The following is a 24076-nucleotide window of genomic DNA, read 5'->3' on the forward strand; positions in this document are numbered from 1 at the left end:
GGCAATGGTGTCACCCCAGCTTGGCCAGCATCTCCTTGGTCACCAGCACTATGCCCTGCTCGGAGCGGTAGAAGCGGCGGCTATCCTCGTCCGCGTTCTCCCCCACCACCAGACCATCGGGCAGCTTGCAGCCCTTGTCCACCACCACCCGGCGCAGGCGGCAGCCCGCCCCCACTTCGACACCGGGGAAGATCACTGCCTGATCCAGGGTGCAGAAGGAGTGCACCCGCACATTGGTGAAGAGCACCGAGTTCAGCACGAAGGAGCCGCTGACAATCGATCCCCCCGCGAACATGGAGTTGATGGTCATGCCATGCTGGCCGTTTCTGTCCTGCACGAATTTGGCGGGAGGCGACATGTTCTGGCTGGTCCAGATGGGCCAGTTCTCGTCATAGATGTCGAGCTCGGGCACCACGGAGGCGAGATCCATGTTGGCCTCCCAGAAGGAGTCCAGGGTGCCCACGTCGCGCCAGTAGGGTTTCTGCCCCTCCTTGGCCCCGACGCAGGAGATGGTGAAGGGGTGCGCAAAGGCCTTGCCCTCCCCCACGATGCGCGGGATCACGTCCATGCCGAAGTCGTGTTTGGACTCCAGGTTGTGGATGTCCTCCTCCAGCAGCTGATAGAGATATTCCGCATCAAAGATGTAGATCCCCATGGAAGCCAGGGAGACCTGGTCATTGCCCGGCATGGCGGGCGGGTTGGCCGGTTTCTCGACGAAGGCGCGGATCTTGCGCTGCTCGTCGATGTCCATCACCCCGAAGGCGGACGCCTCCGCACGCGGCACCTCGATGCAGGCCACCGTCACCTTGGCGCCGAGGCGCACGTGATCGAGCAGCATGGCGGCATAGTCCATCTTGTAGATGTGATCCCCCGCCAGCACCACTATGTATTTGGGGCCGTAGTCGCGAATGATGTCGACGTTCTGGTAGATGGCATCGGCGGTGCCGCGATACCAGTGCACCTCGTCCACCCGTTGCTGGGCAGGCAGCAGATCGATGAACTCGTTCATCTGATAGCGCAGGAAGGACCAGCCCGATTGCAGGTGGCGCAGCAGGCTGTGGGACTTGTACTGGGTGACCACACCCACCCGGCGAATGCCGGAGTTGATGCAGTTGGAGAGCACGAAATCGATGATGCGGAACTTGCCGCCGAAATGGACGGCGGGCTTGGCGCGATTGTCGGTCAACTGCTTCAGGCGACTACCACGTCCCCCTGCGAGCACCAAGGCCATACTCTGATTCAATAGTTGCCGTGCTTTGGCTGTGTCTACGGGTTCTAGCAACATATTTACCTCTGCTCTGTTGGGGCTGTTTTCAACCCATCTTCGCTTTTTTCACAAACTATGAAAGTGTTTTCACTCACATTTAGTTGCTTTCCGCCGGTCCTTTTCACGGAGTTGCGTGAGTACTCATGCTTTGTGCCGGCGGCTTGGTTAGAATTTCTACATCATGAACATCATCAAGGATGAAACGATGTTGAATAAACACGAGGGAAATCTGCTGCTGGTCAGCGCCCTGGTCTGCATTCCCATGCTGTTGCTGCAGGGGCTCTGGCTTGCGCCCCCGGTCTCCCCCCTCACCCTGCTGCTGGTTCTGATGACCACCATCATTGGCTTTGCCATGCTGCTCTTTCTCACCCACAGCGTGCGCAAGGGGGAACGGGCGAGGCAGGAGCAGCGCTGGCTGCTGGCGCTGCAGCAGCGGGATCCCGCCATGCTGGACAGCCCGCAGGCACAAACGGCGCTACGCCAGTTACTCACCTCCTTCAGTGAAGCCGAACTCGATGCACACCGCCAGATAAGCGAACTGCACAATCAGGCGACCCGGGACGAGATGACGGGCCTGCGCAACCGCCATGCGTTCAGGCGCGATCTCACCGAACTGCTGCAACAGGAGAATACCCAGACCGCCATCCTGGTGCTGATCCGTGCCACCGAGCTTGGCAAGCTCAACGCCCAGCGTGGCTTCCAGTCGGGGGATGCCTATATCAAGGACATCGCCAGCCTCATCACCCACACGGTGATCCGCTTCCCTGGCCATCAGGTCTATCGTATCTCGGGGGCCGACTTCGCGGTTCTGATGCCACCGCTGGCCCAGATCCCCCCCCACCTGCTGGGGCGGGATCTGAAACTCGCCTTCGATCGCTATCAGCACGAACACGAGCTGGACAGTGCCGCCTACTCGGGCATGACCCGGCTCAGCAGCGAACAGAAGATAGAGGCCATCCTGGCCCGAGCCGATCTGGCGCTGGCCCGTGCCCAGACGGAAGCGGTCAACGGCTGGGCCATCCAGCAGAGTGACGAGGTGGTCGAGTTGCAGGGGCAGCGTCACTGGACCCAGGTACTGACCGATCTGCTGGAGCAGGAGAGCGTCAGCTTTACCTGCCAGCCCATCCAGCCCCTGCATCGCGGCATGCAGGCTTATCACGAGATCTACCCCCGCTTTTGCAGCAGCGACGGCACCACGCTGCCGAGCGACACCCTGCACGCCATGGCCCAACGTCTGGACATGGTGCTGCGCCTGGCGCAAATGGTGATCCGCCACGTCATCCGTCAATACCGCGCCTTCGGTGGTCACAACAGCCGCTGGGGCCTCAACCTGCCGGGCACCTTGCTGCAAAACAGCGCCTTCCTCATCTGGCTCGATCACCAGTTGCAAAAAGACCCTGACATCAGTGCCAACCTGGTGTTCGAGATAGATGAGGAACATCTGGAGCGCAACCTGACGGGGGCGAGGCGGCTGTTCGAGTTGCTCAGGCGCCACGGCAGCCGCTCGGCCATCTGCAACTTTGGCAAGGGGATAGGCTCCTTCAGCCTGTTTCGTGAGCTCAAACCCGACTACATCAAGCTGGACCCCGGCCTCATCACCGAGCTGGAGCAGGATCTGACCAACCAGCAATTCGTGCGGATGATAGTCGACGTCTCCCATCGCATGGGCAGTCTGGTGATAGCGGAAGGGGTCGAGCAGATAGGGCAGAAGCAGATGCTGCAAGGCATGTACGTAGACGGGTTGCAGGGGTACCTGATCGCACGGCCCCAGGAGCTGGGACCGGAGATGAGCCAGATGGCGTTTTTTACGGAGAGCGTTTCAACTTCAGCAGGGTCAGAATGATGTCATTGAGCTGGCGATAGCGCTCCAGCTCCTTCTGATCGTAACGGGTCGCCAGCATGGTCGGGTTGTGGCGATTCTTGAGGTAACGGTTGATCTGAAGACGATTGAACCCGGCCACCTTGTAGACCTGTCCCAGCAGAGCATTGAGCTCTTCGTCATCCAGCCCGGCCCGGGTTAGATAGTCCTCCTGGGACGGGCTCTCCAACTGGCAACTCTGCTTGTCGAGGTGGCCGCTCTCCTGCAGATAGGCGAGCCACTGTTCCACATAGAGCGGCTTGCAGCCGGCCAGCAGATCGAAATATCCCACCGCATCGCAGCGACAGTCGGTCAGTAGCACCAGGGCCAGGGCATCGCTGTCACACTGGAAGGTCACGGGACCGCTCTGGCCCCAATCCAGTGCCTGCACCCGGATCCGGGCCCGTGCGCCCGTGCGCGTGGTCACGTCAAAGACAAACATGGCTCCTCCCGATCGGCAAAGGGTTGATGATGACCCATCTCGGTGATGGGTGCAAAGCCAAATCACCCGCGGATGTTGGTGCTTCCGCGGGCATAAAAAAACCGACGGCCTCGCAGCCGTCGGTTCTGGTCTCGACGAGGGCCCGATGAGGGGCACTCAATGCAGCACAGTTCAGGCGTCCAGTTCCACCAGCGCCTTGGCCAGCTCGATGGGTTCGAGCTCCTGGCCTTCCAGATCGGCGTTCCAGTTCGGGCCGACCAGCACATCGTCTTCGTCCAGATCGTTGATCCAGATGTCGAGGAACTCTTCCAGCTCGATCACTTCCGGCTCGTAGTCCGCCCACTCGTCCACGCAGTGCAGACGGGCATCGCCCTCGGCAGACCAGAGCGGCATGACGTCGGCATCCTCGAACTCGGCGGAGCGGCAGACTACCCAGTCTTCACCGTAGCGCAGACCCCACACCTGACCCGACTCGCGGACTTCTTCGATGAACAGCTGGAAATTGGCGTCAAGATTGTCAGTTAGTTTGCTCATGGGGTCTCTCTCTTGCAGGCGGTTGGCCAACGCTGGCCAATAATGGGGCTGATGGTGTCCCAAAAGCCCCCCAGACTCAAGCCTTATCCCCAAAAAGGCAGGGATAAGCACCATCAGGTACGATATTGGGCGACCAGGGCCCCCAACTCATCGCAGGAGAGCGCCAGCTGGCTTGCTGCCTGCTCGGTCAACCGGTTCTGGGCCAGGGCATCCGCCGCCAACCCGGTGATGGCTACCAGTCGCTGGTTGATCTCCTCGGCCGCCCGGCTCTGCTCGGCCGCCGCCGTCGCTATCTGGCTATTCATGGCGGTAATGGTGTGCACAGACCCATCGATGGCATGGATGGCGCCGTCGGCATCACCGGCCCGCTCGGCGGTGGAACGGGAGAGTTGCTGCAACTGGGTGATGCTGCTGACCACCCGGCCCGCCCCCTCCTGCAGCCGCTGGATCATCTGCCGGATCTCGTCGGTGGAGCTGTGGGTGCGGGTGGCCAGGGTGCGCACCTCGTCGGCCACCACCGCAAAGCCGCGCCCCTGCTCCCCGGCCCGGGCCGCCTCGATGGCGGCGTTGAGCGCCAGCAGATTGGTCTGCTCCGCCACCCCCCGGATCACGTCAAGCACTGAGCCTATCTGCTGGGTCTCCTGCTCGAGCCGGCTCACCGCCTGCACCGTCTCCACCATCTCGTCCGCCAGCTGGCTGATGGTCTCCCGGGTCTGGGCCACCACCTGGCGCCCGTGCTGGGCGAGGTTGAGCGCGGAGTCCGCCGCCTCGGCAGCCTGGGCCGCGTGCTGGCCCACCTCCCGGCTGCTCACCGTCATCTGCTCCATGGCGCTGGCCACCCGCAGGGTGTCCTGCTCCTGGCCGGTGACGATGGCGCCTGTCCGATCGACGACCTGGGCCAGTTGGTGCGCCTGCTCCCGGTTCTGGGCCGTGATCTGCTGGCTGCGTCCCACCAGCTGTGCCATCTGACCGGCGAAGAGGTTGAAGTTGACCGAGAGCTGGCTCAACTCGTCCCGGCCCGACTCCGGCAGCCGAAAACGCAGATCCCCCTCCCCTCTGGCGATGTTGCCGAGGGCCGATACCGACTGGGAGAGGGGCACCACTATGCTGCGCACGATGAGCCCGACTACGGCAAACAGCAGGAGGGCCAGCACCAGGCCTACCCCGAGCAGGGTGCGCAGCACCTCCTGATACTGGGCTTCGACGTCGTCCACATAGACGCCGGTGCCGATGATCCAGTCCCAGGGGGCGAAGCGCTTGATGTAGGAGATCTTGCGTACCGGCTCCTCCACGCCGGGCTTTGGCCAGTAATAGGCTACCTCCCCCGCGCTCTGCGCCCTCGCCAGATCGGCGAAGGCCACGAACAGCCTGAGCCCTTGTTTATCCTCCACCCCGGAGAGATCCTTGCCGTCCAGCTCGGGTTTCATGGGGTGCATCACCATGGTGGGGTGGCTGTCGTTGATCCAGAAGTAGTCGTCGGCGCCATAGCGCAGCCCCTTGATCAGTGCGAGGGCCTCGGCCTTGGCACTCGCCTCGTCGAGCTCTCCCTTGCGCACCCTGGCCTCCAGCCCCGCCACCAGGCTGTAAGCGGTCTCGACCTGGGCCCGGGTCTGGCGACTCTTCTCCCCCATCAGCCCCTGCTGATAGATCTGCAGGCAGAAGAACAGCAACAGTCCCAGCAGCGCCAGCACCATCAGGGTCACCAGCGACAGGCGCCGGCCGATACTCCATTGTCTCAACATACCCTAGTCCCGTACCAGCTACATGTTGTTAACAAGGTATGTCGCCATGGCGCGGCCTGTCCACGATGACAGCAAAAGCAGTGCCAAAAACATGATCCAGCCCCAAAAACAAGAAAGGGTGCCCAGTGGCACCCTTTCTTGTTGTCGACCGGATGACGGTATCACCGCTCCCAGTACACCTCTTCCAGGCTGTCTTCCTTCTCCGGCAGGCCGCGGGAGAGACGCGGGCTGCTCTGGGCCAGCACCTCGTAGCTTACCCGGTTGGCGTATTTGCACACCTGGGCCAGGGAGGAGTAGGTGAGGAACTCGGAGAGGTGCTTGGCGGAGTTCGGCACATTCATGCGGTGATAGGCGTTGGCCACCATGTCGTGCAGCACTGCGGACAGGGCGCCATCCCCGGCACCATTGGTGTTCTTGATCTTCTCCGGGCCGCCCATGTAGGGGGAGATATGGGAGTAGATCCGTGCCGGATTGCGGCACTTGTCGCGGGCCATGGGGCGGCTGAACTCATACATGTTGAATTCGGGGATGACGCCGGGCAGCAGGGTATGGGTGGTTTCGCGCTTGTAGTCTTCCTCGGTGTAGCTCGCCATGTAGAGGCCGACGGGACCGGCGGTGCAGAGCACCATGTCGGCCCAGTCCAGCGCCTTGTCGGCGGCACCGAGCGGGTCTTTGATCCCGGTCAGGGCCTCGGCTTCGTCCTCGTTCATGGCGAGCACGGTCACGTTCTCGCTGATGAAGTCACGCCACCACTGGGGGTTCTCGTCGATGACGAAACGGGTGCCTAGGGTCAGTACCACGGGCACACCGGCCTCGCGGGCATAACGGACGGCGGCCATGGCCGCCTCCTTCATGGGGGTGCCGTCGGCGCCGCGCACCAGGTAGGCGGTGATCACCAGGGCGGAGGACTCCTTGATGATGGCCTCGGGGATGTGCGCCACGTCCAGGTGGTCCATCTTGCCGGCGTTGATGCCAAAGCTGCGCTCGCCCCCTTCGGTGATGAAGGTGAAGCAGCGACCGACAGGGCCATCCACCGGCTGCAGGTAGTCGAGGTTGACGCGGGACGAGGTGTTGCACAGATAGCGGTAGGCGTAGCTGCCGATGCGGATGTCCTGGCTCATCACCCCGAGCAGGATGGAGTGGGAATCTGCCAGCACAGAGTAGTTGTGCATGGTGTTGCCTATAGTGCCGCCGGCAAACTCGCTCACCACCATGTTGTTGGCCTTGAGCTCTTCATAGACCCGCTCGGCCACATCGTCGGAGATGAGCATGGAGTGACCCTTGCTCAGGCCGTACCGGTTCAGGAAGTCCTCGTCCACATGGGCTTCGATGTCCACCAGAGTCTGATCTATGCCCACCACATAGGCCTTGCCCAGTTCGGTGAGCAACGGATTTTGCGGGATCAGGGGATCACGCCTGTCGACCGGGAAGTAGTGTTTGGACTTGCGCTGACCGGGAAATTTCATGGCAATCTTCTGTGCTCTGGGGGAAAGAGGGGCGGGATTTTAACACAATCCACCTCGCCGAAAAGTCGCACGATTAAATTTTGAGGTCAGTATAGGCAAGGGGTTGCGAGGAAAACGTTTGATCTTTCTCCCCCCAAAAACCACCTCGCGGTGAGGTGGTTTTTCGCACTCAAGTGACGTCTGGTCTCAGCCGAATGACAGCCCCTGCACCAGCGCCAGCACCGCGAAGAGCCCCAGGGACAGCCAGAAAAACAGGGTGCCGAACAGCCGTGGCTTGTTCGGCGCCCTGGGGATCTGGATGCCGATGGCGTGCAGGATGCGACCCGCCAGCAGCAGCAACCCACCCAGGTGCAGCCAGAGCGCCCCCACCCCGGCCAGTTCGCACAGGGCCATCAGCAAGAGAGTGAGCGGCACGTACTCGGCGAAGTTGCCGTGGGCACGGATGGCGGAGAGCATTTCGGGCGCCTCCCCTTCCCCTATCATCACCTTGAACTGGGCGCGGCGCTTGACCACCCAGAACGAGAGCAGCAGGAACAAGAGCCCCAGCAAGCCGCCGTAGATCAGCGTGATATGCATCATCGAGACACTCCTTTATCGTTGAACCCGAATATCCGGCTCGCACAGTCGCGGCCGTAAAGACCCCTCACGCCAGCTCGCGACAGATCAGCGACACCATCATGCGGATATGGGCCTGATCGCTGTTGAGGGCCGGTATGTATTCGAACTGCTCACCCCCGGCGTCCATGAAGATCTCGCGGTTCTGTACCTGGATCTCCTCCAGGGTTTCGAGGCAATCCGCCGAGAAGGCCGGACAGATCACATCGAGTCGCTTGACACCACGGGTCGGCAATCCTTCCACGGTCACGTCCGTGTAGGGTTTGAGCCACTCCTCCTTGCCAAAGCGGGACTGGAAGCTCGCGGTCCACTGTTCGGGGGCGAGGCCCAGGGCTTCTGCCAGTAGGGCCGCGGTGCGCCGACACTGATGACCATAAGGGTCGCCTTCGTTCTCGTAACGCTCCGGAATACCGTGGAACGACATCAGCAAGTGCTCGCCCTGGCCCTGCTGCTCCCAATGGCGACGCACGCTCATGGCCAGCGCCTGGATGTATTCGGGGTGGGCATGGTAATCACGAATGAGCCGCACCACCGGCAGGTTGCGCTCTTTCTTCATCGCCTTGGCCCAGGCATCGAACACCGAGGCCGTGGTGCTGACCGAATATTGCGGATAGAGCGGCAGCAGGATCACCCGGTTGACCCCCTTGGCCTTGAGCGCCTGCCATCCATCCTCCATGGAGGGTGAGCCATAAGTCATGGCCAGCTCCACCGGCACCTCGACCCCTTCACGCTTGAGCTCCTGCTCCAGCGCCGCGCGCTGCTGCAGGCTTATCACCATCAGGGGTGAGCCCTGTTCGGTCCACACCTGCTGGTAGAGCTTGGCTACCCTGGGGGAGCGCGTCGGCAGGATGATGAAGTGGAGCAGTGGACACCAGAGATAACGCGGCAGGTCAACGACCCGCTGATCGTGCAGAAACTGGCTGAGAAACGCCTTGACGGCGGCCGTGGTTGGCGCGGCTGGGGTCCCCAGATTGACCAGCAAGATCCCGGTTTTCGTGGTCACATTTGCTTCCTGTCTTTCTGTTGTCATGTCTGAATGCAAGAAAGGGCCCATGCCGGGCCCTTGTCTCAATGGCACATTGCCGCTGGCCCCTCAGGAGCGTTGGCAATGGCGGGCTCAGCCCAGGATGGTCGCCAGCTGCTGGCTGACCTGATCCACCGGCTGGGTGCCGTCGATCTTGACGTAACGGGTGTTGCCCGCTTCCGCTTCCTTGCCGTAGAAACCGATGAGCGGCGCGGTCTGCTGATGGTAGACATCCAGACGCTTGCGCACCGTGGTCTCTTCGTCATCGGCACGGATCACCAGATCCTCACCGGTCACGTCATCCTTGCCTTCCACTTTCGGCGGGTTGAACACCACGTGGTAGGTACGGCCGGAGCCGGAGTGCACGCGGCGGCCGCTCATGCGCTTGACGATCTCTTCGTCCGGCACGTCGAACTCCAGCACGAAGTCCACTACCACACCGGCATCCTTCATGGCTTGCGCCTGGGGAATGGTGCGGGGGAAGCCGTCCAGCAGGAAGCCGTTGGCGCAATCCGGTTGCGCGATACGTTCTTTGACCAGGCCGATGATGATGTCGTCGGAGACGAGCTGACCTGCGTCCATCACGGCCTTGGCCTTGAGGCCCAGCTCGGTGCCCGCCTTGATCGCCGCACGCAGCATGTCGCCGGTGGAGATCTGCGGAATACCGTGTTTTTCCATGATGAACTGAGCCTGGGTACCCTTGCCGGCACCCGGTGCTCCCAACAGAACAATGCGCATACACGCTCCTAATTGATTGGTTATTCAATTCTTGAGAAGGCAAAAAACTACACGTTTTCGCCCATATTAACAAGCTCACCCCGTGTGAGTGGCCAGATTATCACCACCCCCTGGCGCCGTCTCTGCGACCAAAGACGCAGGCCCCTGCCATCAAAAATGATTGAAAATGCAGCAACCAGCAGGGCGAACAACGCCGCCCCGAGGGCGGCGTTGTCCAAAAAAAAGCCCACTGCCTTGCAGTGGGCCAATCACATCACGCCTGGAGTAGCAGGCGGTTGATACGGGAGACGAAGCTCGCCGGATCATTGAGGCCGCCCTGCTCCGCCAGCTGGGCCTGCTCGTGCAAGAGGGCGACCCACTCACCGAACAGCGCCTCGTCCTCTATGGTGTCGAGCTTCTTCACCAGGGCGTGGTCAGGGTTGAGCTCCAGGATGTACTTCTGCTCCGGCACCGGCTGACCGGCGGCGCGCATCAACTTGATCATCTGGGTGCTCATGCCGTGGTCATCGGTAACGATGCAAGAGGGCGAGTCGGTCAAACGGTGGGTGACACGCACCTCTTTCACCGCATCGGCCAGGCTCTGCTTGACCCGCGCCACCAGACCGGCGTTGGCCTTTTCAGCCTCCTCCTGGGCCTGCTTGGACGCCTCGTCCTCCAGCTCGCCGAGATCCAGCTCGCCACGGGTGACGGAGACCAGCTGCTTGCCGTCGAACTCGGTGAGGTGGCTCATCAGCCACTCGTCCACCCGCTCCCACATCAGCAGCACTTCGACGCCCTTCTTGCGGAAGATCTCCAGATGCGGGCTGTTCTTGGCGGCAGCATAGGAATCGGCGGTGATGTAGTAAATCTTCTGCTGGCCTTCCTTCATGCGGCCAACGTAATCCTCAAGCGACACTGTCTGGGCTTCGCCCTCGCCGGCGGTGCTGGCAAAGCGCAGCAGCTTGGCGATCTCTTCGCGGTTCGCGTAATCCTCGGCGGGGCCCTCTTTGAGCACATTGCCGAACTCGCTCCAGAACTTGGCGTACTTCTCGCTGTCGTCCTTGGCCAGCTTGTTCAGCATAGTCAGCACCCGCTTGGAGCAGGCCTTGCGCAGGGAGGCGGTCACCTTGTTGTCCTGCAGGATCTCACGGCTGACGTTCAGCGGCAGATCGTTGGAGTCCAGCACCCCTTTGACGAAGCGCAGGTAGGTCGGCATGAATTGCTCGGCGTCGTCCATGATGAAAACGCGCTGCACGTAGAGCTTGAGGCCGTGCTTCTGCTCGCGGTTGTAGAGATCGAACGGTGCGCGGGCCGGGATATAGAGCAGGCTGGTGTACTCCTGCGCCCCTTCCACCCGGTTGTGCCCCCACAGCAGGGGGTCTTCGAAGTCGTGAGCGACGTGCTTGTAGAACTCCTGATACTCCTCGTCCTTGATGTCTTTGGGGTTGCGGGTCCAGAGCGCGGTGGCGCGGTTGACCTGCTCCCACTCGCCGGGGGTGCCGACGATGGTCTCACCGTCTTCTTCGCGATCCGGGGTGCCCTCCTTGTACATCTCCACCGGCACGCTGATGTGGTCGGAATACTTGGCGACCACGGAGCGCAGGCGCCAGTCGTCCAGGAACTCCTCTTCATCGCTGCGCAAGTGCAGGATGACATCGGTGCCGCGACCCTCTTTGGTCACGTCAGCCACGGTGAAGGAGCCTTCCCCTTGTGATTCCCACTGCACGCCCTGGCCTAGCTCGGTGCCGGCGGCGCGGGAGATGACGGTCACCTTGTCGGCGACGATGAAGGCGGAGTAGAAGCCCACCCCGAATTGACCGATCAGCTGGGAGTCCTTGCCTTGATCACCGGAGAGGTGCTTGAAGAACTCGGCGGTACCGGATTTCGCGATGGTGCCCAGGTGCTCGATCACCTGGTCCCGGGTCATGCCGATGCCGTTGTCCGAGATGGTCAGAGTCTTGTTCTCTTTGTCCACCACCAGGCGCACGCGCAGCTGGCCGTCGTTTTCGAACAAAGAGGCATCGGAAAGCGCCTTGAAGCGCAGCTTGTCCGCCGCATCGGATGCGTTGGAGATAAGCTCGCGCAGGAATACTTCTTTGTTGGAGTAGAGGCTGTGAGCCATCAGGCTCAGCAGTTGTTTGACTTCAGTCTGAAAGCCGTGGGTTTCGGCGTGAACACTTTGGGTCATCGACCAGTCCTCAAAACGTCGGGTTGAACAGATTCCCAACCTAGATGGGGCTGGCCTTTCAAATATCAAGGGGCCAGTGTGCAAACTTGCACACAGACCCCTTGCTGCGGGCTCGGGTGGCCACATTTTGTACTACCCGGCCAAACCTGTTGATGGGCCGTCGCGAGAAGCCGTCAGCAAGGTGAAGAGCAGCGCAGGAACCGGAGTTTATAGGCATAAATCAGGATTCCGAGCAGCACACGAGCCTTGATCACGGTTTCGCAGCAGGCACATAAGCAGGTTTAGATGCGCTGACGCCCCATCAGGGAGTGGGAGAGCGTGGTGCCATCCACCAGCTCCAGCTCGCCACCCACCGGCACCCCGTGGGCGATGCGGCTCACCTCCACCCCGGCGGCGCGGGCCATGTCGGCGATGTACCAGGCGGTGGCATCCCCCTCTATGGTGGGATTGGTGGCGAGGATCAGCTCCTTGATGTGCTCATCCTTGAGGCGCCGCTCCAGGATCTCCAGCCCCAGCTCCTCCGGGCCTATGCCGTCCAGCGGCGACAGATGGCCCATCAGCACGAAGTAGCGGCCGGAGAACTGGCCGGTCTGCTCGATGGCCGCCACATCTGCCGGGCTCTCCACCACGCAGAGCAGACCGTTCTCCTCGCGCTTGGGATTGGCGCAGATCTCGCAGCGATCGTTCTCGGTAAAGGTGCGGCAGTGGCTGCAATGACCGATCTCGGTCAGCGCCCGATTGAGCAGGGAGGCCAGACGCAGGCCGCCGCTGCGCTCGCGCTCCAGCAGGGTGAACGCCATGCGCTGGGCCGACTTGGGGCCCACGCCCGGCAAGACCTGCAGCGCCTTCATCATCTCATCGAGCAGGGGACTGAATTTCATGGGGATATCCTTTAAAGCCGCGCCGAAGGGAGGAGTCGGTCCGCTTGCCTGACGCGACGCCGACTCCTCCATCCGAACCTATCTTGTTGGCGCAGGACTATACCCGAGCCAACCCCGAGCGCCAATGATCAGGCGTTTGAGATGGCCGAAAACAATTTGCCCCAGAATATCGGGAGATTCGACACAGATCCCTAGGGAAAGTGCGAACAAGTATCCCAAGAACAAAAAATGAAAATTTTAGTCATTTAATATCAATGGGTTACCAGTAAATGCTCTCGTGCCATATGACTTATTCGCACCTTCCCTAGCTTAATCAAGCTAAACCAAAGGAAAATAAAAACTATATTGCCTCCTAGGCATTCGCTCTTTATCGTAAGTGCCGATAACGTCCTAGCCAGTACTTTATCGCTTTTTTTCGAACGAATTGACAGGGAGCACTGGGGGAAAGAACCTAAGATAAAACAATCACTTGCCTATCTTTCGATATGACAATTCAGTCACCGAGTAATTAATAAACCCATCCGACATCTCTTTTTGATTATTTATACCTGAGCATAAACCCGCTCACTCTGTGTCATTATTCACCGAATGGCAGATAAACAGACTGCGTCCATGATGAGCCCCCTATTTATATCCAGTTGACCCCCTACCCCACCACTACCCCGGAATTCTCCTGAACGGTGCGCCGAGATCCTCGCGTGTTCGGGTCCCTGTGGTGACAGCCTTGTCATCCTCACACTGACAGACAACTTTATGAACGGTAACAACAAACCCGCCCTGTCCGGCGTCATGCTGGCGGCGATCGGCGTGGTCTATGGCGATATCGGCACCAGCCCGCTCTATACCCTGCGCGAGTGCCTCTCCGGCCAGTTCGGTTTCCGGGTGGAGCCCGCCTCCATCCTGGGCTTTCTCTCCCTGATCTTCTGGCTGCTGATCCTGGTGGTCTCGGTCAAGTACCTCTCCTTCGTGATGCGGGCGGACAACGCGGGCGAAGGGGGCATACTCACCCTGATGTCGTTGGCCACCCGCAACACCCCGGCCAAGTGGACGCCGGTGCTGATCATCCTGGGGCTAGTCGGCGGCAGCTTCTTCTATGGCGAGGTGGTGATCACCCCGGCCATGTCGGTGATGTCGGCCATTGAGGGCTTGAAGATAGCGGCCCCCTCCCTGGATCCCTATATAGTGCCGCTCTCGGTGCTGGTGCTGACCCTGCTGTTCGCCATCCAGAAACATGGCACCGCCACCGTGGGCAAGCTGTTTGCCCCCATCATGCTGATCTGGTTCCTGACCCTGGCGGTGCTGGGCCTGAACAGCATCCTCCAGCACCCCGAGGTGCTGGGGGCGCTCAACCCGGTCTGGGCGCTGCGCTTCTTCATGACCTACCAGAGCGCCTCCTTCTTTGCCCTCGGCGCCGTGGTGCTGGCCATCACGGGGGTGGAGGCGCTCTATGCGGACATGGGGCATTTTGGCAAGAGCCCCATTCGCCGTGCCTGGTTTATGGTGGTGCTGCCGTCCCTGGTACTCAACTACTTCGGCCAGGGGGCTCTGCTGCTCGGCAATCCCGAAGCCATCGCCAACCCCTTTTTCCTGCTCGCGCCCAAGTGGGCGTTGCTACCGCTCTTGCTGCTCGCGACCCTGGCCACCGTCATCGCCTCCCAGGCGGTGATCTCCGGGGTCTTTTCCCTCACCCGGCAGGCGGTGCGACTCGGCTATCTCAACCCCATCCGCATCGTGCACACCTCGGAGCAGGAGTCCGGCCAGATCTATATTCCGGTCATCAACTGGCTGCTCTATCTCTCTGTGGTGATCGTCATCATGAGCTTCGAGCACTCCAGCAACCTGGCGGCGGCCTATGGCATCGCCGTCACCGGCACCATGGTGCTCACCTCCATCCTCTCCTGCTCGGTGGCCCGCCACAGCTGGCACTGGCGCAAGCCGCTGGTAGCCACCCTCTTCGCCCTGCTGCTCGCCATCGACGTGCCGCTCTTTGCCGCCAACCTCGCCAAGATCTTCTCCGGCGGCTGGCTGCCGCTCACCCTGGGGGCCGTCATGTTCACCCTGATGACCAGCTGGAAGAGCGAGCGCTTCCAGCTTATCCGCCGCCTGAACGAGCACGGCAACTCGCTGAAGCCCATGATCGCTTCCCTGGAAAAATCCCCGCCGACCCGGGTGGCGGGCACCGCCGTCTATCTGTCGCGGGTGGTCAACGTCATTCCCCATGCGCTCTTGCACAACCTCAAGCACAACAAGGTGCTGCACGAGCGCGTCATCCTGCTCACCCTGAAGGTGGAGGATGTACCCTATGTCCACAACGTGCGCCGGGTCTGCATTGAGCAGCTCTCCCCCACCTTCTGGCGGGTGGTGGCGAGCTACGGCTGGCGCGAGACCCCGAACGTGGAGGAGATCTTCCACCGCTGCAACGCCGAGGGGCTGAGCTGCCGTATGATGGAGACATCCTTCTTCATGGCCCACGAGTCGCTGATCATGAAGGAGCGCCCCTGGTACCTCTATCTGCGCGGCAAGCTCTTTATGCTGCTGCAACGCAACGCCCTGCGGGCGCCGGATCAGTTCGAGATCCCGCCCAACCGGGTGATAGAGCTGGGCTCTCAGGTGGATATCTGATGGCATAGGGGCATCATGCTCGCGGCCATGACACACAAAAGGGAGGCTTCGCCTCCCTTCTTCATTTCCCCTAACGGGTGACTTCTCCCGTCAATGGGCGTGGCCACCCTCACAGGATCGCAAAGAAGCGTCGCGTCTGGCACTCAAACCGGTGCGAGATCAAGGTAATGGCGACAAGAGCCCCGGTAAACTTGGCCCCCGCGGCAGGATGAGAGGCCCCCTCCCCTGCCCAGGCTACGCCCCCGCTATCGAGACGCAGCCCGTTGTAACCCTGCGCATTGCATTCCTGTCCTGCCCCTGCCCCTGCCCGTTGTACCCAATGGCCGGCGCCGTGGTAGCAGGCCTGCAGATGGGAGTTCGATATCACATGACACCCCTCAAGATGATCGCCATCTGGCCCAGTCTGACCCCCTTCAGGGTGGCGCCATGACGACCCAGACCCCGACGAGCACCCGATTGCGCCGCGAATTTCATATCGACGGCATCGTACAGGGGGTCGGCTTTCGCCCCTTCGTCTATGGGTTGGCGCTGCGCCATGGCCTTACCGGCTATGTCTTGAACGACGCCAACGGTGTCACTATTGGCGCCGAAGGATCGCCTGAGCAGCTCGCCCGCTTTGCCCGCGAACTGCGGGAATTGGCGCCGCCGCTGAGCCGCATCGATCACTTCAGCGAGCGGGAACTGCCCCTCGCTCATGATCCCGACTTCGATGGCCAATTTCATGGCCAGTTTCGAATTAAAGCCAGCCAGCAGCAGAGCGCCGCCACGGTCGCCATCTCGCCAGATCAGGGAATGTGCGAGGCGTGCGCCCAGGATGTGGCCAACCCCGACGATCGCCACCACCACTACCCCTTTACCAACTGTACCCACTGCGGCCCGCGCTACACCATCATCCGCCGCCTTCCCTACGACCGCCCCCATACCGCCATGGCGGACTTTGCCATGTGCCCGCGCTGCGCGGCAGCCTATGAAAACCCGCTGGACAGACGCTACCACGCCCAGCCGGTGAGCTGCCCCGAGTGTGGGCCCCATCTCAGCTGGCGCAGCGGCCTCGGCGATGCGCTGGCCGAGCGCGAGGATGCCCTGCAGGCCGCCGCCATCGCCCTGCAAGCGGGCAAGCTTATCGCGGTCAAGGGGATGGGGGGGTATCACCTGATCTGTGATGCCCGCAATGAACAGAGTGTTGCCAGATTGCGAATGCTCAAGCGGCGCGCGCGCAAGCCGCTGGCGGTGATGATGGGCTCCCTTGCCGAGGCCAAATTGCATGTCACCGGCAGCGAAGAAGAGTGGCAGCTGCTCGCCTCTCAGGCCAGACCCATCACCTTGCTGCGCAAACGCAAAAACGATGATCGGCCGTCAGAATCGCAACAATCTGCCGCGCCGCTGGCCGAGGGGATCGCCCCCGGCATCCCCTACCTCGGCGTCATGCTCCCCTATACCCCGCTCCATCAGCTGCTGCTGGATGCCTGCGCCATGCCGCTGGTGGCCACCAGCGCCAATGGTCGCGGCAGCCCGATCCTTGTCGATTGCGAGGCGGTGGTCAGGGAACTCGGCAGCGAGATTGACGGCATCCTGGATCACAACCGCCCCATCCTGCACCCGTGCGACGATAGTCTGGTGCAGTGGGCGGGCGGGCGGCGCCAGACATTGCGGCTGGCCCGGGGTTATGCCCCCTGCACCCCCAGTCTGAAAGAGGCGGTCAAGGTGCCGCTGCTGGCAGTCGGCGCGCAGCAGAAGAACCAGCTGGCGCTCGCCTTCGGCCGCCAGCGCATCTACAGCCCCTATATCGGCGATCTGCACAGCCTGCCGATGCAGGAGCACTTCGAGCAGACCCTGGCGACCTTTCGCGATCTCTACGATCTCACACCCGAACTGCTGGTCTCGGATCGCCACCCCGGCTACCTCAGCCACCAGTGGGCCAAGGGCTATTGCCGCGATCAGGGTGCAACCCATCTCGAGATACAGCACCATCACGCACACCTGCTGGCAGTGATGGCGGAGCATGACATCAGGGGTCCGGTGCTGGGTTTTGCCTTTGACGGCACCGGCCTTGGCGATGACGGCACTCTCTGGGGTGGCGAGCTGCTGCTGGCCGATGTGAAGGGCTTCGAGCGCGTTGCCCACCTCCAGCCCTTCAAGCTGATCGGCGGCGAGGCAGCCATCCGCGAACCGATACGCCAGCTGCTGGGGCTGCTGTTCGAATCCTATAGCGTGGAGGAGATCAGCGCCCTCGATATTCCGGCGATCAAGCAACTGCCCGCTGGGCGGATCAGCAATCTTCACCAGCTCTGGCAGCTGGGTCGCAACGCCCCCTACACCAGCTCCATCGGCCGGCTGTTCGATGCGGTGGCGGCACTCTTGGGGGTGATCGATACCCCGGATTACGAGGGTGAAGCGGGACTCTTGCTGGAGGCGGCCGCCTTGCAGCTGGCCCCCGATGAAGCGCCCTTCCCCCTGGCCTTTGATCTCAGCCAATCAGCGGAAGGGCCGCTGCAGATCGAGTGGGCAGAGCTGATCCATACCCTTGTCAGCGAGCGGCGCAAATGCACCTCAACTGCCAGCCTGGCCGCCGGTTTTATCCGCGCCATCAGCAATCTGGTCATCGCCCTGACCGAGCGCTTCCCCGGCTATCCGGTGGCGCTGGGGGGCGGCGTCTTTCAAAACCGGGTGCTGATGGACCAGCTGGTACCCGCTCTCGAAGCGGCCGGCCGGCAGGCATTGACCAGCGAAACCCTGCCGCTCAATGACGGTGGCATCGCCGCCGGTCAGCTCTGGTTTGCCATCCACCATCTTGCCACGCACCAGCCTGTCACCACCGGTTGTGCCACCTTGTCGGAGTCCTGAAATCCATGTGTCTATCCATCCCCTCTCAGGTGGTGCAGCTGCACCCCGAAGATAACTGCGTCACCGTCGACACCCTGGGGGTGCAGCGGCGCGTCAGCTGCATGCTGCTCGAAGAGCCTCTCAACATTGGCGACTATGTGCTGCTCCATATCGGCTTTGTGATGAGCAAGATTGACGAAGAGGAGGCGCAGGCCAGCCTAGAGAGCTTCCGCCAGATGGTGGCCCTGATGCCCAACCAGGATATCTTGCCATGCTGACCTTGAATGATCTCTTTCAGGGCTTTCGTCAGCCCGAGGTGATCCGCGCCCTCGCCGCCCAGATCACTGAACTCGCTAAAGATCTGCCCGATCCGCTGCGGGTGATGGAGGTGTGTGGCGGCCATACCCACACCATCATGAAGTACGGCCTGCATCAGCTGCTGCCAGCCAGCATCGAGTTCGTCCACGGCCCCGGCTGCCCGGTCTGCATCATGCCCAAAGAACGCATCGATCAGGCCATCGAGCTGGCTAGCCAGCCCAGCGTTATTCTGGTCACCCTGGGGGACATGATCCGGGTGCCGGGCTCCCAAGGCACGCTGGCCCAGCAGCGGGCAAAAGGGAGCGATATCCGCCCGGTCTATGACCCTCTCGATGCCCTGCGTATCGCCAAAGAGAATCCGGACAAAACCGTGGTCTTCTTCGCCATCGGTTTCGAGACCTCTACCCCGATGACAGCGGCGCTGCTGGCTGCCGCTGAAGATCAAGGGATCGATAACCTGCTGTTTCATATCAACCATGTGCTGGTGCCCCCCGCCATTCACGCTGTGATGGCCGACGGGGTTGCCAAGGTGAACGCCTTTATCGGCCCCTCCCACGTCAGCGTCATCACAGGCGCCGATATCTACCTGCCCATAGTCCAACGCTATCAGGTGCCGGTGGTGGTGAGCGGCTTCGAGCCGGTGGATGTGATGGAGGCACTCTTGATGATGGTGCGCCAGAAGGTGGAGGGTCGCTACGCCCTGGAGGTGCAGTACAGCCGCGCCGTCACCGCCGGCGGCAATAAAGCCGCCCAGCGGCTGGTCGAGCGCTTTTTCGAGACCCGCGAGCACTTTCGCTGGCGTGGTCTGGGGGATATCAACGCCTCGGCCCTGCGCCTGCGCGATGCGTTTGCCAAGCGCGATGCGGAGCGTCACTTTGCACTCAATCAGGCCCCCATCGATGACCACAAGGCGTGCCAGTGCGCCGATATTCTGCGCGGGCTGGCCAAACCGAACCAGTGCAAAGTCTTTGGCCGGGGCTGCACCCCGACCCAGCCCATGGGCAGCTGCATGGTCAGCTCCGAAGGGGCCTGCAATGCCTACTACCGATATATGGGGATCCAATGAGAGAAATTCAGTTAAGCCACGGTGGCGGCGGTGTGGAAATGAACCAGCTGATCAACCAGCTCTTCTTTCGCCACTTTGGCAACGAGATCCTGCTGCGCGGTGAGGATGCCGCCCTGCTGCCGGTAAGCGGCCCCGTCGCCTTCACCACCGACAGCTTTACCGTCTCGCCGCTCTTCTTCGAGGGGGGTGATATCGGCAAGCTGGCAATCGCCGGCACGGTCAACGATCTCGCCATGATGGGGGCCAAGCCCGAGTATCTGAGCTGCAGCTTTATCATCGAGGAGGGCTGCCCCTACGCCGATCTCGCCCGCATCGTCGAGTCGATGGCAGCAGAGCTTGCCAACAGCGGCGCCCGTATCGTCTGCGGCGACACCAAGGTGGTGCCCAAGGGGGCGGCCGACAAGATCTTTATCAACACCAGCGGGGTCGGCACCTTCCCGTTGCCTGAGCAGAGCCGGGGCATCTCGGTACGCAACCTCAAAGCCGGTGACGCCATTCTGGTGTCGCGGGATATCGGCAGCCACGGCGCCTGCATCCTGATGGCCCGCGACGCCCTGCAACTGGGCTCTGATCTCAAGAGCGACTGCACCACCCTCTGGCCGCAGGTCGAAGCGCTGCTTAAAGCTGGTATTACCCCTCACGCCCTGCGCGACGCCACCCGCGGTGGCCTTGCCGCCGTGCTCAACGAGTGGAGCAGCGCCTCCGGTGTTGCCATCGAGCTGGAGGAGTCCGCCATTCCGGTGTGCGATCCGGTGCGCGGCCTGTGCGAGCTCTACGGTTTCGAGCCCCATGATCTCGCCAATGAAGGAACCATGGTGCTGGCCCTGCCTGCCGAACAGGCGCAGGACGCGCTGGGCATCTTGCGGCAGTTCAACCCAGCAGCCAGCCAGATCGGCGTGGTGCAGGCGAGCGATCGCCACAAAGTGATCCTCAACAACCCCTGGGGCAGCCGCCGTTATCTGGAGCTGCCGCAAGGAGAACTGCTGCCGCGGATCTGTTGAGCGGCCATGCCGTTCCGTCAATTACAGGGAGGAGTCACTGCTCCTCCCCATATCGGTTAAGGAGCCACCATGCACGAAATGTCTCTGGCCATGGCTGCCATCGATCTGGCGGCCGAACAGGCCACCCAGCGGGGCTTTACCAAGGTGACCGCCCTCTGGCTCGAGGTCGGCAGCTTCTCCTGCGTCGACCCGGACACCATTGCCTTCTGTTTCGAGGCGGCCGCCAAGGGCACCGCCGTCGAAGGGGCCCAGCTTCACTTTCAGCACCAGGCGGCAGAGGCCTGGTGTTACGACTGCAACCAGACGGTCACCCTCACCGAGCGCGGGCAGGCCTGCCCCGGGTGTGGCGGATACAAATTACGAGTCGCGCAGGGCGATAGCCTGCGCATCACCGACATCGAGGTAAGTTGATATGTGTAGCGTATGCGGATGCGGTCAGGCGCGGATCGCCGGCCATGAGCACGATCATGAGCACGATCATGAGCATCATCACGAACATGAACATGAACATGAACATGAACATGATCATGAACATCACCATGACCATGAACACGGCCACCATCACGAACATTCCCATGATCAAGGCGCAACCCGCACCCTGATCATTCACCACCACTACCACCATCAGGGTGATGTCCATCATCACTACCACGGCGTACGGGCACCCATGGGTGCAGAGGGTCATGATCACCCTCACAAGCACCATCATGATCACCCCCACGACCATCAGCATGATCATGCCCACCCGCACCACCATGCTCATGACCACGAACATCAACATGACCATGACCATGACCATGACCATGACCATGACCATCAGCAGGGTGACCTGCACTATGGAAAAGGGGAAGCAGGATTGTCGGTACCCGGCATGGGGCAGCGCCAGCTGATCGCCATCGAGATGGACGTGCTGGCCAAGAACAATGCGCTGGCCGTCCACAACCGCGAACACTTCGACGAAGCGGCCCAGCTGGTGCTCAATCTGGTATCCAGCCCGGGTTCAGGCAAGACCACCCTGCTGTGCGAAACCCTGCGCCAACTGGCCGACAAACGCCCCTGCGCGGTGATCGAGGGGGATCAACAGACCAGCGCCGATGCGGATCGCATTCGTGCCACAGGTGTACCGGCCGTGCAGATTAACACCGGCAAGGGCTGCCATCTGGATGCCAAAATGGTCCACGATGCCTGCCACCAGCTACCTGCCAATGAAGGGGGCATCCTCTTTATCGAGAACGTGGGCAATCTGGTCTGTCCCGCCAGCTTCGATCTCGGCGAGAAGTACAAGGTGGCGATCCTCTCCGTCACCGAAGGAGAAGAGAAGCCCCTCAAATATCCGGACATGTTTGCCGCCGCCCAACTGATGGTGATCAACAAGATCGATCTGCTGCCCTACGTCAGTTTTGACGTGGCCCGCTGCATCGAGAACGCCAAACGGGTCAACCCCTATATCCAGGTGATCCAGGTCAGCGCCACCACAGGCGAAGGGATGGATGCCTGGCTGAGCTGGCTGGCCAGCGCCTGAACCTGAACCGGTTAAACGTCGTTGCTAACGGCAGATAAAAGAGAGGGAGGCTGATGCCTCCCTCTCTTTTATCTGCGCACTTTGCCAACGGTTCTCTCTTTACAGAATGGCCAGCGTTTCATACTCGCGTCCCCTCACCCTGGCCCTCCCCCCAGGGAGAGGGAACCGGTTGGTGGATATCGCATTCTTCTCTTCTGTCTCAACAGGGAAAGGGAAACCTATGCGTGGATGCTGGCAATATGCTCGAAATATTCGCCCCCTGAGAGGGTCAGCCAGCATAACAACCCGCCCTGTCTCACAAACCACTAGCCCGGCGAGATGGCACCGTCTGCCCCCTTCTCCCCTTGCGGGAGAAGGGTTGGGGATGAGGGGAAAATAACTATCAGGCCGCGCTTTCAGCCAATACATCCAGCGCAAGAGGCGCCTCACCAAAGCGCAGCACCCGATGGCAGATCTGGCGCAGCAGTGCCTGCTGGTGACTGAAGATCACCATGGCGAGACCTCGCTGCTCGCACTCGTGCATCAGCTCCTGCCAAAGCTGGCGCTGGATTTGCGGATCCAGCTGGGCAGTCACCTCATCGGCAATAAGCAACCGGGTGCGGGGATCGAGGGCGCGCAGCAGCGCGATGCGGGCCAGCTCGCCACCGGAGAGCTGACCGGGTTTGCGACCAAGCCATTCAGGCTTGACCATAAAGCGGGCCAACATGGCCTCATCGGGACGCCATACATCCCAGAGCGCCTGCCCGGTGGTGCGATAGGGATTGAAGGTGAGTTCGGGGTGCTGGGGCACCAGCTGGATGGTGTTATAGCCTTTTACCTGTTCAGGCACCGGCTGCCCATCCAGCCGTATCTCTCCGCTTCCCCGAACAGGCTGCCAACCCGCCAATACCCGCCCCAGCGTGGTCTTGCCATAACCGCTTGGGGCAGAGATGCCGAGCCGTTCGCCCGCTTTCACCGTCAGCGACAACCCCTGCCAGAGGGGGCGTTCCCCTTGGGCGATGGTGAGATCCCGTACTTCAAACATCAGGAGACCTCCGGCACAGAGAAGAGTGCGTTGAATTCCGGCAGCGCCTGCCACTGGATATCTGCCGCGCCACACACAGCCTGTCTCAGAGAAGCAATCATCAGGAGACCTCCGACGTAGCAGGAAAGAGCGCGTTGAACTCCGGCAGAGCCTGCCAGTGGGCGCGGAGCATCTCGCTCCCCAGCCCTTGGCGCAGATGGTGGCTGCTCAAGGTATCGCTCACCTGCCCCTGATGCAGCGCCACGATGCGATCGGCAAAACGGGCCGCCAGCGCCAGATCGTGGGTGACCCAGAGGATACCGCTGCCCTGATTGGCCAATTCACGCAACTGGCCGAGCAGCAGACAGGCCAGTCCTTCATCGAGCCAGGCGGTGATCTCGTCCGCCAGAATGTAGCGGGCGCAGCCAAGGGCCGCGGTGCAGGCCAGAATGCGCTTGGCCATACCACCGGAGAGCTGGCGCGGATAGCGGTCCAGGGTGGCAGCGGGCAGCTGGTAGCGCTGCAACTGCTGGCCGAGCCGTTCGCGGGAACCGTTCTGGCCGCAGAGACGAGCCGCCCGGCCCAGCTGGCGCTCCACCGTCAGCAGCGGATTGAGGGCGCTCACCCCCTGCGGCACATAGCAGAGGGTGTGGCCGCGCAGGCGGGCACGGCTGGCGTCGCACAGGGGCACGCCATCGAGGGAGATGGAGCCGCGCATCCGCAGGTTATCCGGCAGCAGGGTCAGGGCGCTTTGCAGCAGCAGGCTCTTGCCCTCGCCGCTCCCCCCCACCAGCGCCACTATCTCCCCCGGCGCCAGTTGCAGGCTGATATCGGTCAGCAATGGCTGCCAGCTGCGCCGCCCCAGCCAGGAGTAGTGGGCCGCCTCTATGGTCACATGGTCAAAACTCAGCATGCTTCACTCCTGTGCCACAGCAGCTGTTGCAGGGCCCGCGAGTCATCTGAGCGAACAGCAGCGCCAGCCAGACT

At 61.7% G+C, this 24076-nt stretch carries 21 protein-coding genes; 8 read left to right on the plus strand and 13 right to left on the minus strand.

Going from position 1 to position 24076, the window contains the following annotated elements; all coding sequences use genetic code 11:
- Positions 1-10: 10 nt before the first annotated feature.
- The gene (glgC, locus tag PG898_RS06230; protein ID WP_042648499.1) at positions 11-1285 is read right to left on the minus strand and encodes a glucose-1-phosphate adenylyltransferase; all 1275 of its coding nucleotides are present in this window, start codon (positions 1283-1285) and stop codon (positions 11-13) included.
- A 187-nt stretch (positions 1286-1472) separates the two neighbouring features.
- Here glgC and PG898_RS06235 point away from each other — a divergent pair, with 187 nt between their 5' ends.
- Complete coding sequence (locus PG898_RS06235; protein WP_043132325.1) at positions 1473-3110, plus strand: EAL domain-containing protein; 1638 nt, start codon at positions 1473-1475, stop codon at positions 3108-3110.
- Here PG898_RS06235 and PG898_RS06240 read toward each other — a convergent pair.
- From PG898_RS06240 to recR, 9 genes are all read right to left on the minus strand, one after another.
- The gene (locus tag PG898_RS06240) at positions 3073-3567 is read right to left on the minus strand and encodes a hypothetical protein (protein ID WP_043132326.1); all 495 of its coding nucleotides are present in this window, start codon (positions 3565-3567) and stop codon (positions 3073-3075) included. The two genes, PG898_RS06235 and PG898_RS06240, sit on opposite strands and share 38 nt — an antisense overlap.
- 171 nt (positions 3568-3738) lie before the next feature.
- Positions 3739-4101 carry a DUF2750 domain-containing protein gene (locus PG898_RS06245; RefSeq protein ID WP_010674427.1) on the minus strand — a complete coding sequence of 121 codons (363 nt, stop codon included), beginning with the start codon at positions 4099-4101 and terminating at the stop codon, positions 3739-3741.
- 113 nt (positions 4102-4214) lie between these two features.
- Positions 4215-5843 carry a methyl-accepting chemotaxis protein gene (locus tag PG898_RS06250; RefSeq protein WP_043132328.1) on the minus strand — a complete coding sequence of 543 codons (1629 nt, stop codon included), beginning with the start codon at positions 5841-5843 and terminating at the stop codon, positions 4215-4217.
- Between the two features lie 161 nt (positions 5844-6004).
- A complete protein-coding gene (locus PG898_RS06255; RefSeq protein WP_043132330.1) occupies positions 6005-7309 on the minus strand; it encodes an inosine/guanosine kinase in 1305 nt (434 codons plus the stop codon).
- 186 nt (positions 7310-7495) lie between these two features.
- On the minus strand, positions 7496-7888 hold the full coding sequence (locus PG898_RS06260; RefSeq protein ID WP_043132332.1) for an MAPEG family protein: 393 nt from the start codon (positions 7886-7888) through the stop codon (positions 7496-7498).
- Between the two features lie 64 nt (positions 7889-7952).
- Positions 7953-8927 carry a ferrochelatase gene (gene hemH, locus PG898_RS06265; RefSeq protein ID WP_043132333.1) on the minus strand — a complete coding sequence of 325 codons (975 nt, stop codon included), beginning with the start codon at positions 8925-8927 and terminating at the stop codon, positions 7953-7955.
- Between the two features lie 114 nt (positions 8928-9041).
- Positions 9042-9686, minus strand: coding sequence for an adenylate kinase (gene adk / locus PG898_RS06270; protein ID WP_042648493.1), 645 nt, complete (start codon positions 9684-9686; stop codon positions 9042-9044).
- A gap of 253 nt (positions 9687-9939) precedes the next feature.
- Entirely contained in the window at positions 9940-11853 is a 1914-nt protein-coding gene (gene htpG, locus PG898_RS06275) for a molecular chaperone HtpG (RefSeq protein WP_043132335.1), read from the minus strand.
- A gap of 281 nt (positions 11854-12134) precedes the next feature.
- A complete protein-coding gene (recR, locus tag PG898_RS06280; protein WP_025326665.1) occupies positions 12135-12734 on the minus strand; it encodes a recombination mediator RecR in 600 nt (199 codons plus the stop codon).
- A 753-nt stretch (positions 12735-13487) separates the two neighbouring features.
- Here recR and kup point away from each other — a divergent pair.
- The 6 genes from kup (at position 13488) to hypA (ending at position 20975) form a co-directional block, all read left to right on the plus strand.
- On the plus strand, positions 13488-15356 hold the full coding sequence (gene kup, locus PG898_RS06285; protein WP_043133621.1) for a low affinity potassium transporter Kup: 1869 nt from the start codon (positions 13488-13490) through the stop codon (positions 15354-15356).
- A 426-nt stretch (positions 15357-15782) separates the two neighbouring features.
- The gene (hypF, locus tag PG898_RS06290; RefSeq protein WP_043133619.1) at positions 15783-18200 is read left to right on the plus strand and encodes a carbamoyltransferase HypF; all 2418 of its coding nucleotides are present in this window, start codon (positions 15783-15785) and stop codon (positions 18198-18200) included.
- A gap of 5 nt (positions 18201-18205) precedes the next feature.
- The gene (locus PG898_RS06295; RefSeq protein ID WP_043133618.1) at positions 18206-18457 is read left to right on the plus strand and encodes a HypC/HybG/HupF family hydrogenase formation chaperone; all 252 of its coding nucleotides are present in this window, start codon (positions 18206-18208) and stop codon (positions 18455-18457) included.
- The gene (hypD, locus tag PG898_RS06300; RefSeq protein WP_043133614.1) at positions 18451-19563 is read left to right on the plus strand and encodes a hydrogenase formation protein HypD; all 1113 of its coding nucleotides are present in this window, start codon (positions 18451-18453) and stop codon (positions 19561-19563) included. Before PG898_RS06295 ends, hypD begins: the two co-directional genes overlap by 7 nt.
- A complete protein-coding gene (gene hypE, locus PG898_RS06305) occupies positions 19560-20564 on the plus strand; it encodes a hydrogenase expression/formation protein HypE (RefSeq protein ID WP_043133613.1) in 1005 nt (334 codons plus the stop codon). Before hypD ends, hypE begins: the two co-directional genes overlap by 4 nt.
- 69 nt (positions 20565-20633) lie before the next feature.
- The gene (hypA, locus tag PG898_RS06310; protein WP_010633719.1) at positions 20634-20975 is read left to right on the plus strand and encodes a hydrogenase maturation nickel metallochaperone HypA; all 342 of its coding nucleotides are present in this window, start codon (positions 20634-20636) and stop codon (positions 20973-20975) included.
- Here hypA and PG898_RS06315 read toward each other — a convergent pair.
- The gene (locus PG898_RS06315) at positions 20953-21351 is read right to left on the minus strand and encodes a hypothetical protein (protein WP_270823974.1); all 399 of its coding nucleotides are present in this window, start codon (positions 21349-21351) and stop codon (positions 20953-20955) included. The genes hypA and PG898_RS06315 overlap by 23 nt on opposite strands.
- Between PG898_RS06315 and hypB the strand changes: the two genes are divergently transcribed.
- Positions 21232-22086, plus strand: coding sequence for a hydrogenase nickel incorporation protein HypB (gene hypB / locus PG898_RS06320; RefSeq protein WP_270823973.1), 855 nt, complete (start codon positions 21232-21234; stop codon positions 22084-22086). The genes PG898_RS06315 and hypB overlap by 120 nt on opposite strands.
- 382 nt (positions 22087-22468) lie before the next feature.
- Here the strand turns inward: hypB and PG898_RS06325 are convergent, their stop codons facing one another.
- Positions 22469-23110 (minus strand): ATP-binding cassette domain-containing protein, encoded by a 642-nt coding sequence (locus PG898_RS06325; protein ID WP_043133608.1) that lies wholly within the window; start codon positions 23108-23110, stop codon positions 22469-22471.
- A gap of 100 nt (positions 23111-23210) precedes the next feature.
- Entirely contained in the window at positions 23211-24002 is a 792-nt protein-coding gene (locus PG898_RS06330; protein WP_043133607.1) for an ATP-binding cassette domain-containing protein, read from the minus strand.
- Positions 24003-24076: the final 74 nt, after the last annotated feature.

The organism is Aeromonas sp. QDB31 (genome assembly GCF_027707605.1).
GTDB lineage: Bacteria > Pseudomonadota > Gammaproteobacteria > Enterobacterales > Aeromonadaceae > Aeromonas > Aeromonas media.

Excerpts from the sequence above, each read along its gene's own strand:
- glgC (WP_042648499.1), bottom strand. The coding sequence starts at position 1,285 with ATGTTGCTAGAACCCGTAGACACAGCCAAAGCACGGCAACTATTGAAT.
- PG898_RS06235 (WP_043132325.1), top strand. The coding sequence starts at position 1,473 with ATGTTGAATAAACACGAGGGAAATCTGCTGCTGGTCAGCGCCCTGGTC.
- PG898_RS06240 (WP_043132326.1), bottom strand. The coding sequence starts at position 3,567 with ATGTTTGTCTTTGACGTGACCACGCGCACGGGCGCACGGGCCCGGATC.
- PG898_RS06245 (WP_010674427.1), bottom strand. The coding sequence starts at position 4,101 with ATGAGCAAACTAACTGACAATCTTGACGCCAATTTCCAGCTGTTCATC.
- PG898_RS06250 (WP_043132328.1), bottom strand. The coding sequence starts at position 5,843 with ATGTTGAGACAATGGAGTATCGGCCGGCGCCTGTCGCTGGTGACCCTG.
- PG898_RS06255 (WP_043132330.1), bottom strand. The coding sequence starts at position 7,309 with ATGAAATTTCCCGGTCAGCGCAAGTCCAAACACTACTTCCCGGTCGAC.
- PG898_RS06260 (WP_043132332.1), bottom strand. The coding sequence starts at position 7,888 with ATGATGCATATCACGCTGATCTACGGCGGCTTGCTGGGGCTCTTGTTC.
- adk (WP_042648493.1), bottom strand. The coding sequence starts at position 9,686 with ATGCGCATTGTTCTGTTGGGAGCACCGGGTGCCGGCAAGGGTACCCAG.
- htpG (WP_043132335.1), bottom strand. The coding sequence starts at position 11,853 with ATGACCCAAAGTGTTCACGCCGAAACCCACGGCTTTCAGACTGAAGTC.
- recR (WP_025326665.1), bottom strand. The coding sequence starts at position 12,734 with ATGAAATTCAGTCCCCTGCTCGATGAGATGATGAAGGCGCTGCAGGTC.
- kup (WP_043133621.1), top strand. The coding sequence starts at position 13,488 with ATGAACGGTAACAACAAACCCGCCCTGTCCGGCGTCATGCTGGCGGCG.
- hypF (WP_043133619.1), top strand. The coding sequence starts at position 15,783 with ATGACGACCCAGACCCCGACGAGCACCCGATTGCGCCGCGAATTTCAT.
- PG898_RS06295 (WP_043133618.1), top strand. The coding sequence starts at position 18,206 with ATGTGTCTATCCATCCCCTCTCAGGTGGTGCAGCTGCACCCCGAAGAT.
- hypD (WP_043133614.1), top strand. The coding sequence starts at position 18,451 with ATGCTGACCTTGAATGATCTCTTTCAGGGCTTTCGTCAGCCCGAGGTG.
- hypE (WP_043133613.1), top strand. The coding sequence starts at position 19,560 with ATGAGAGAAATTCAGTTAAGCCACGGTGGCGGCGGTGTGGAAATGAAC.
- hypA (WP_010633719.1), top strand. The coding sequence starts at position 20,634 with ATGCACGAAATGTCTCTGGCCATGGCTGCCATCGATCTGGCGGCCGAA.
- hypB (WP_270823973.1), top strand. The coding sequence starts at position 21,232 with ATGGGTGCAGAGGGTCATGATCACCCTCACAAGCACCATCATGATCAC.
- PG898_RS06315 (WP_270823974.1), bottom strand. The coding sequence starts at position 21,351 with ATGGTCATGTTGATGTTCGTGGTCATGAGCATGGTGGTGCGGGTGGGC.
- PG898_RS06325 (WP_043133608.1), bottom strand. The coding sequence starts at position 23,110 with ATGTTTGAAGTACGGGATCTCACCATCGCCCAAGGGGAACGCCCCCTC.
- PG898_RS06330 (WP_043133607.1), bottom strand. The coding sequence starts at position 24,002 with ATGCTGAGTTTTGACCATGTGACCATAGAGGCGGCCCACTACTCCTGG.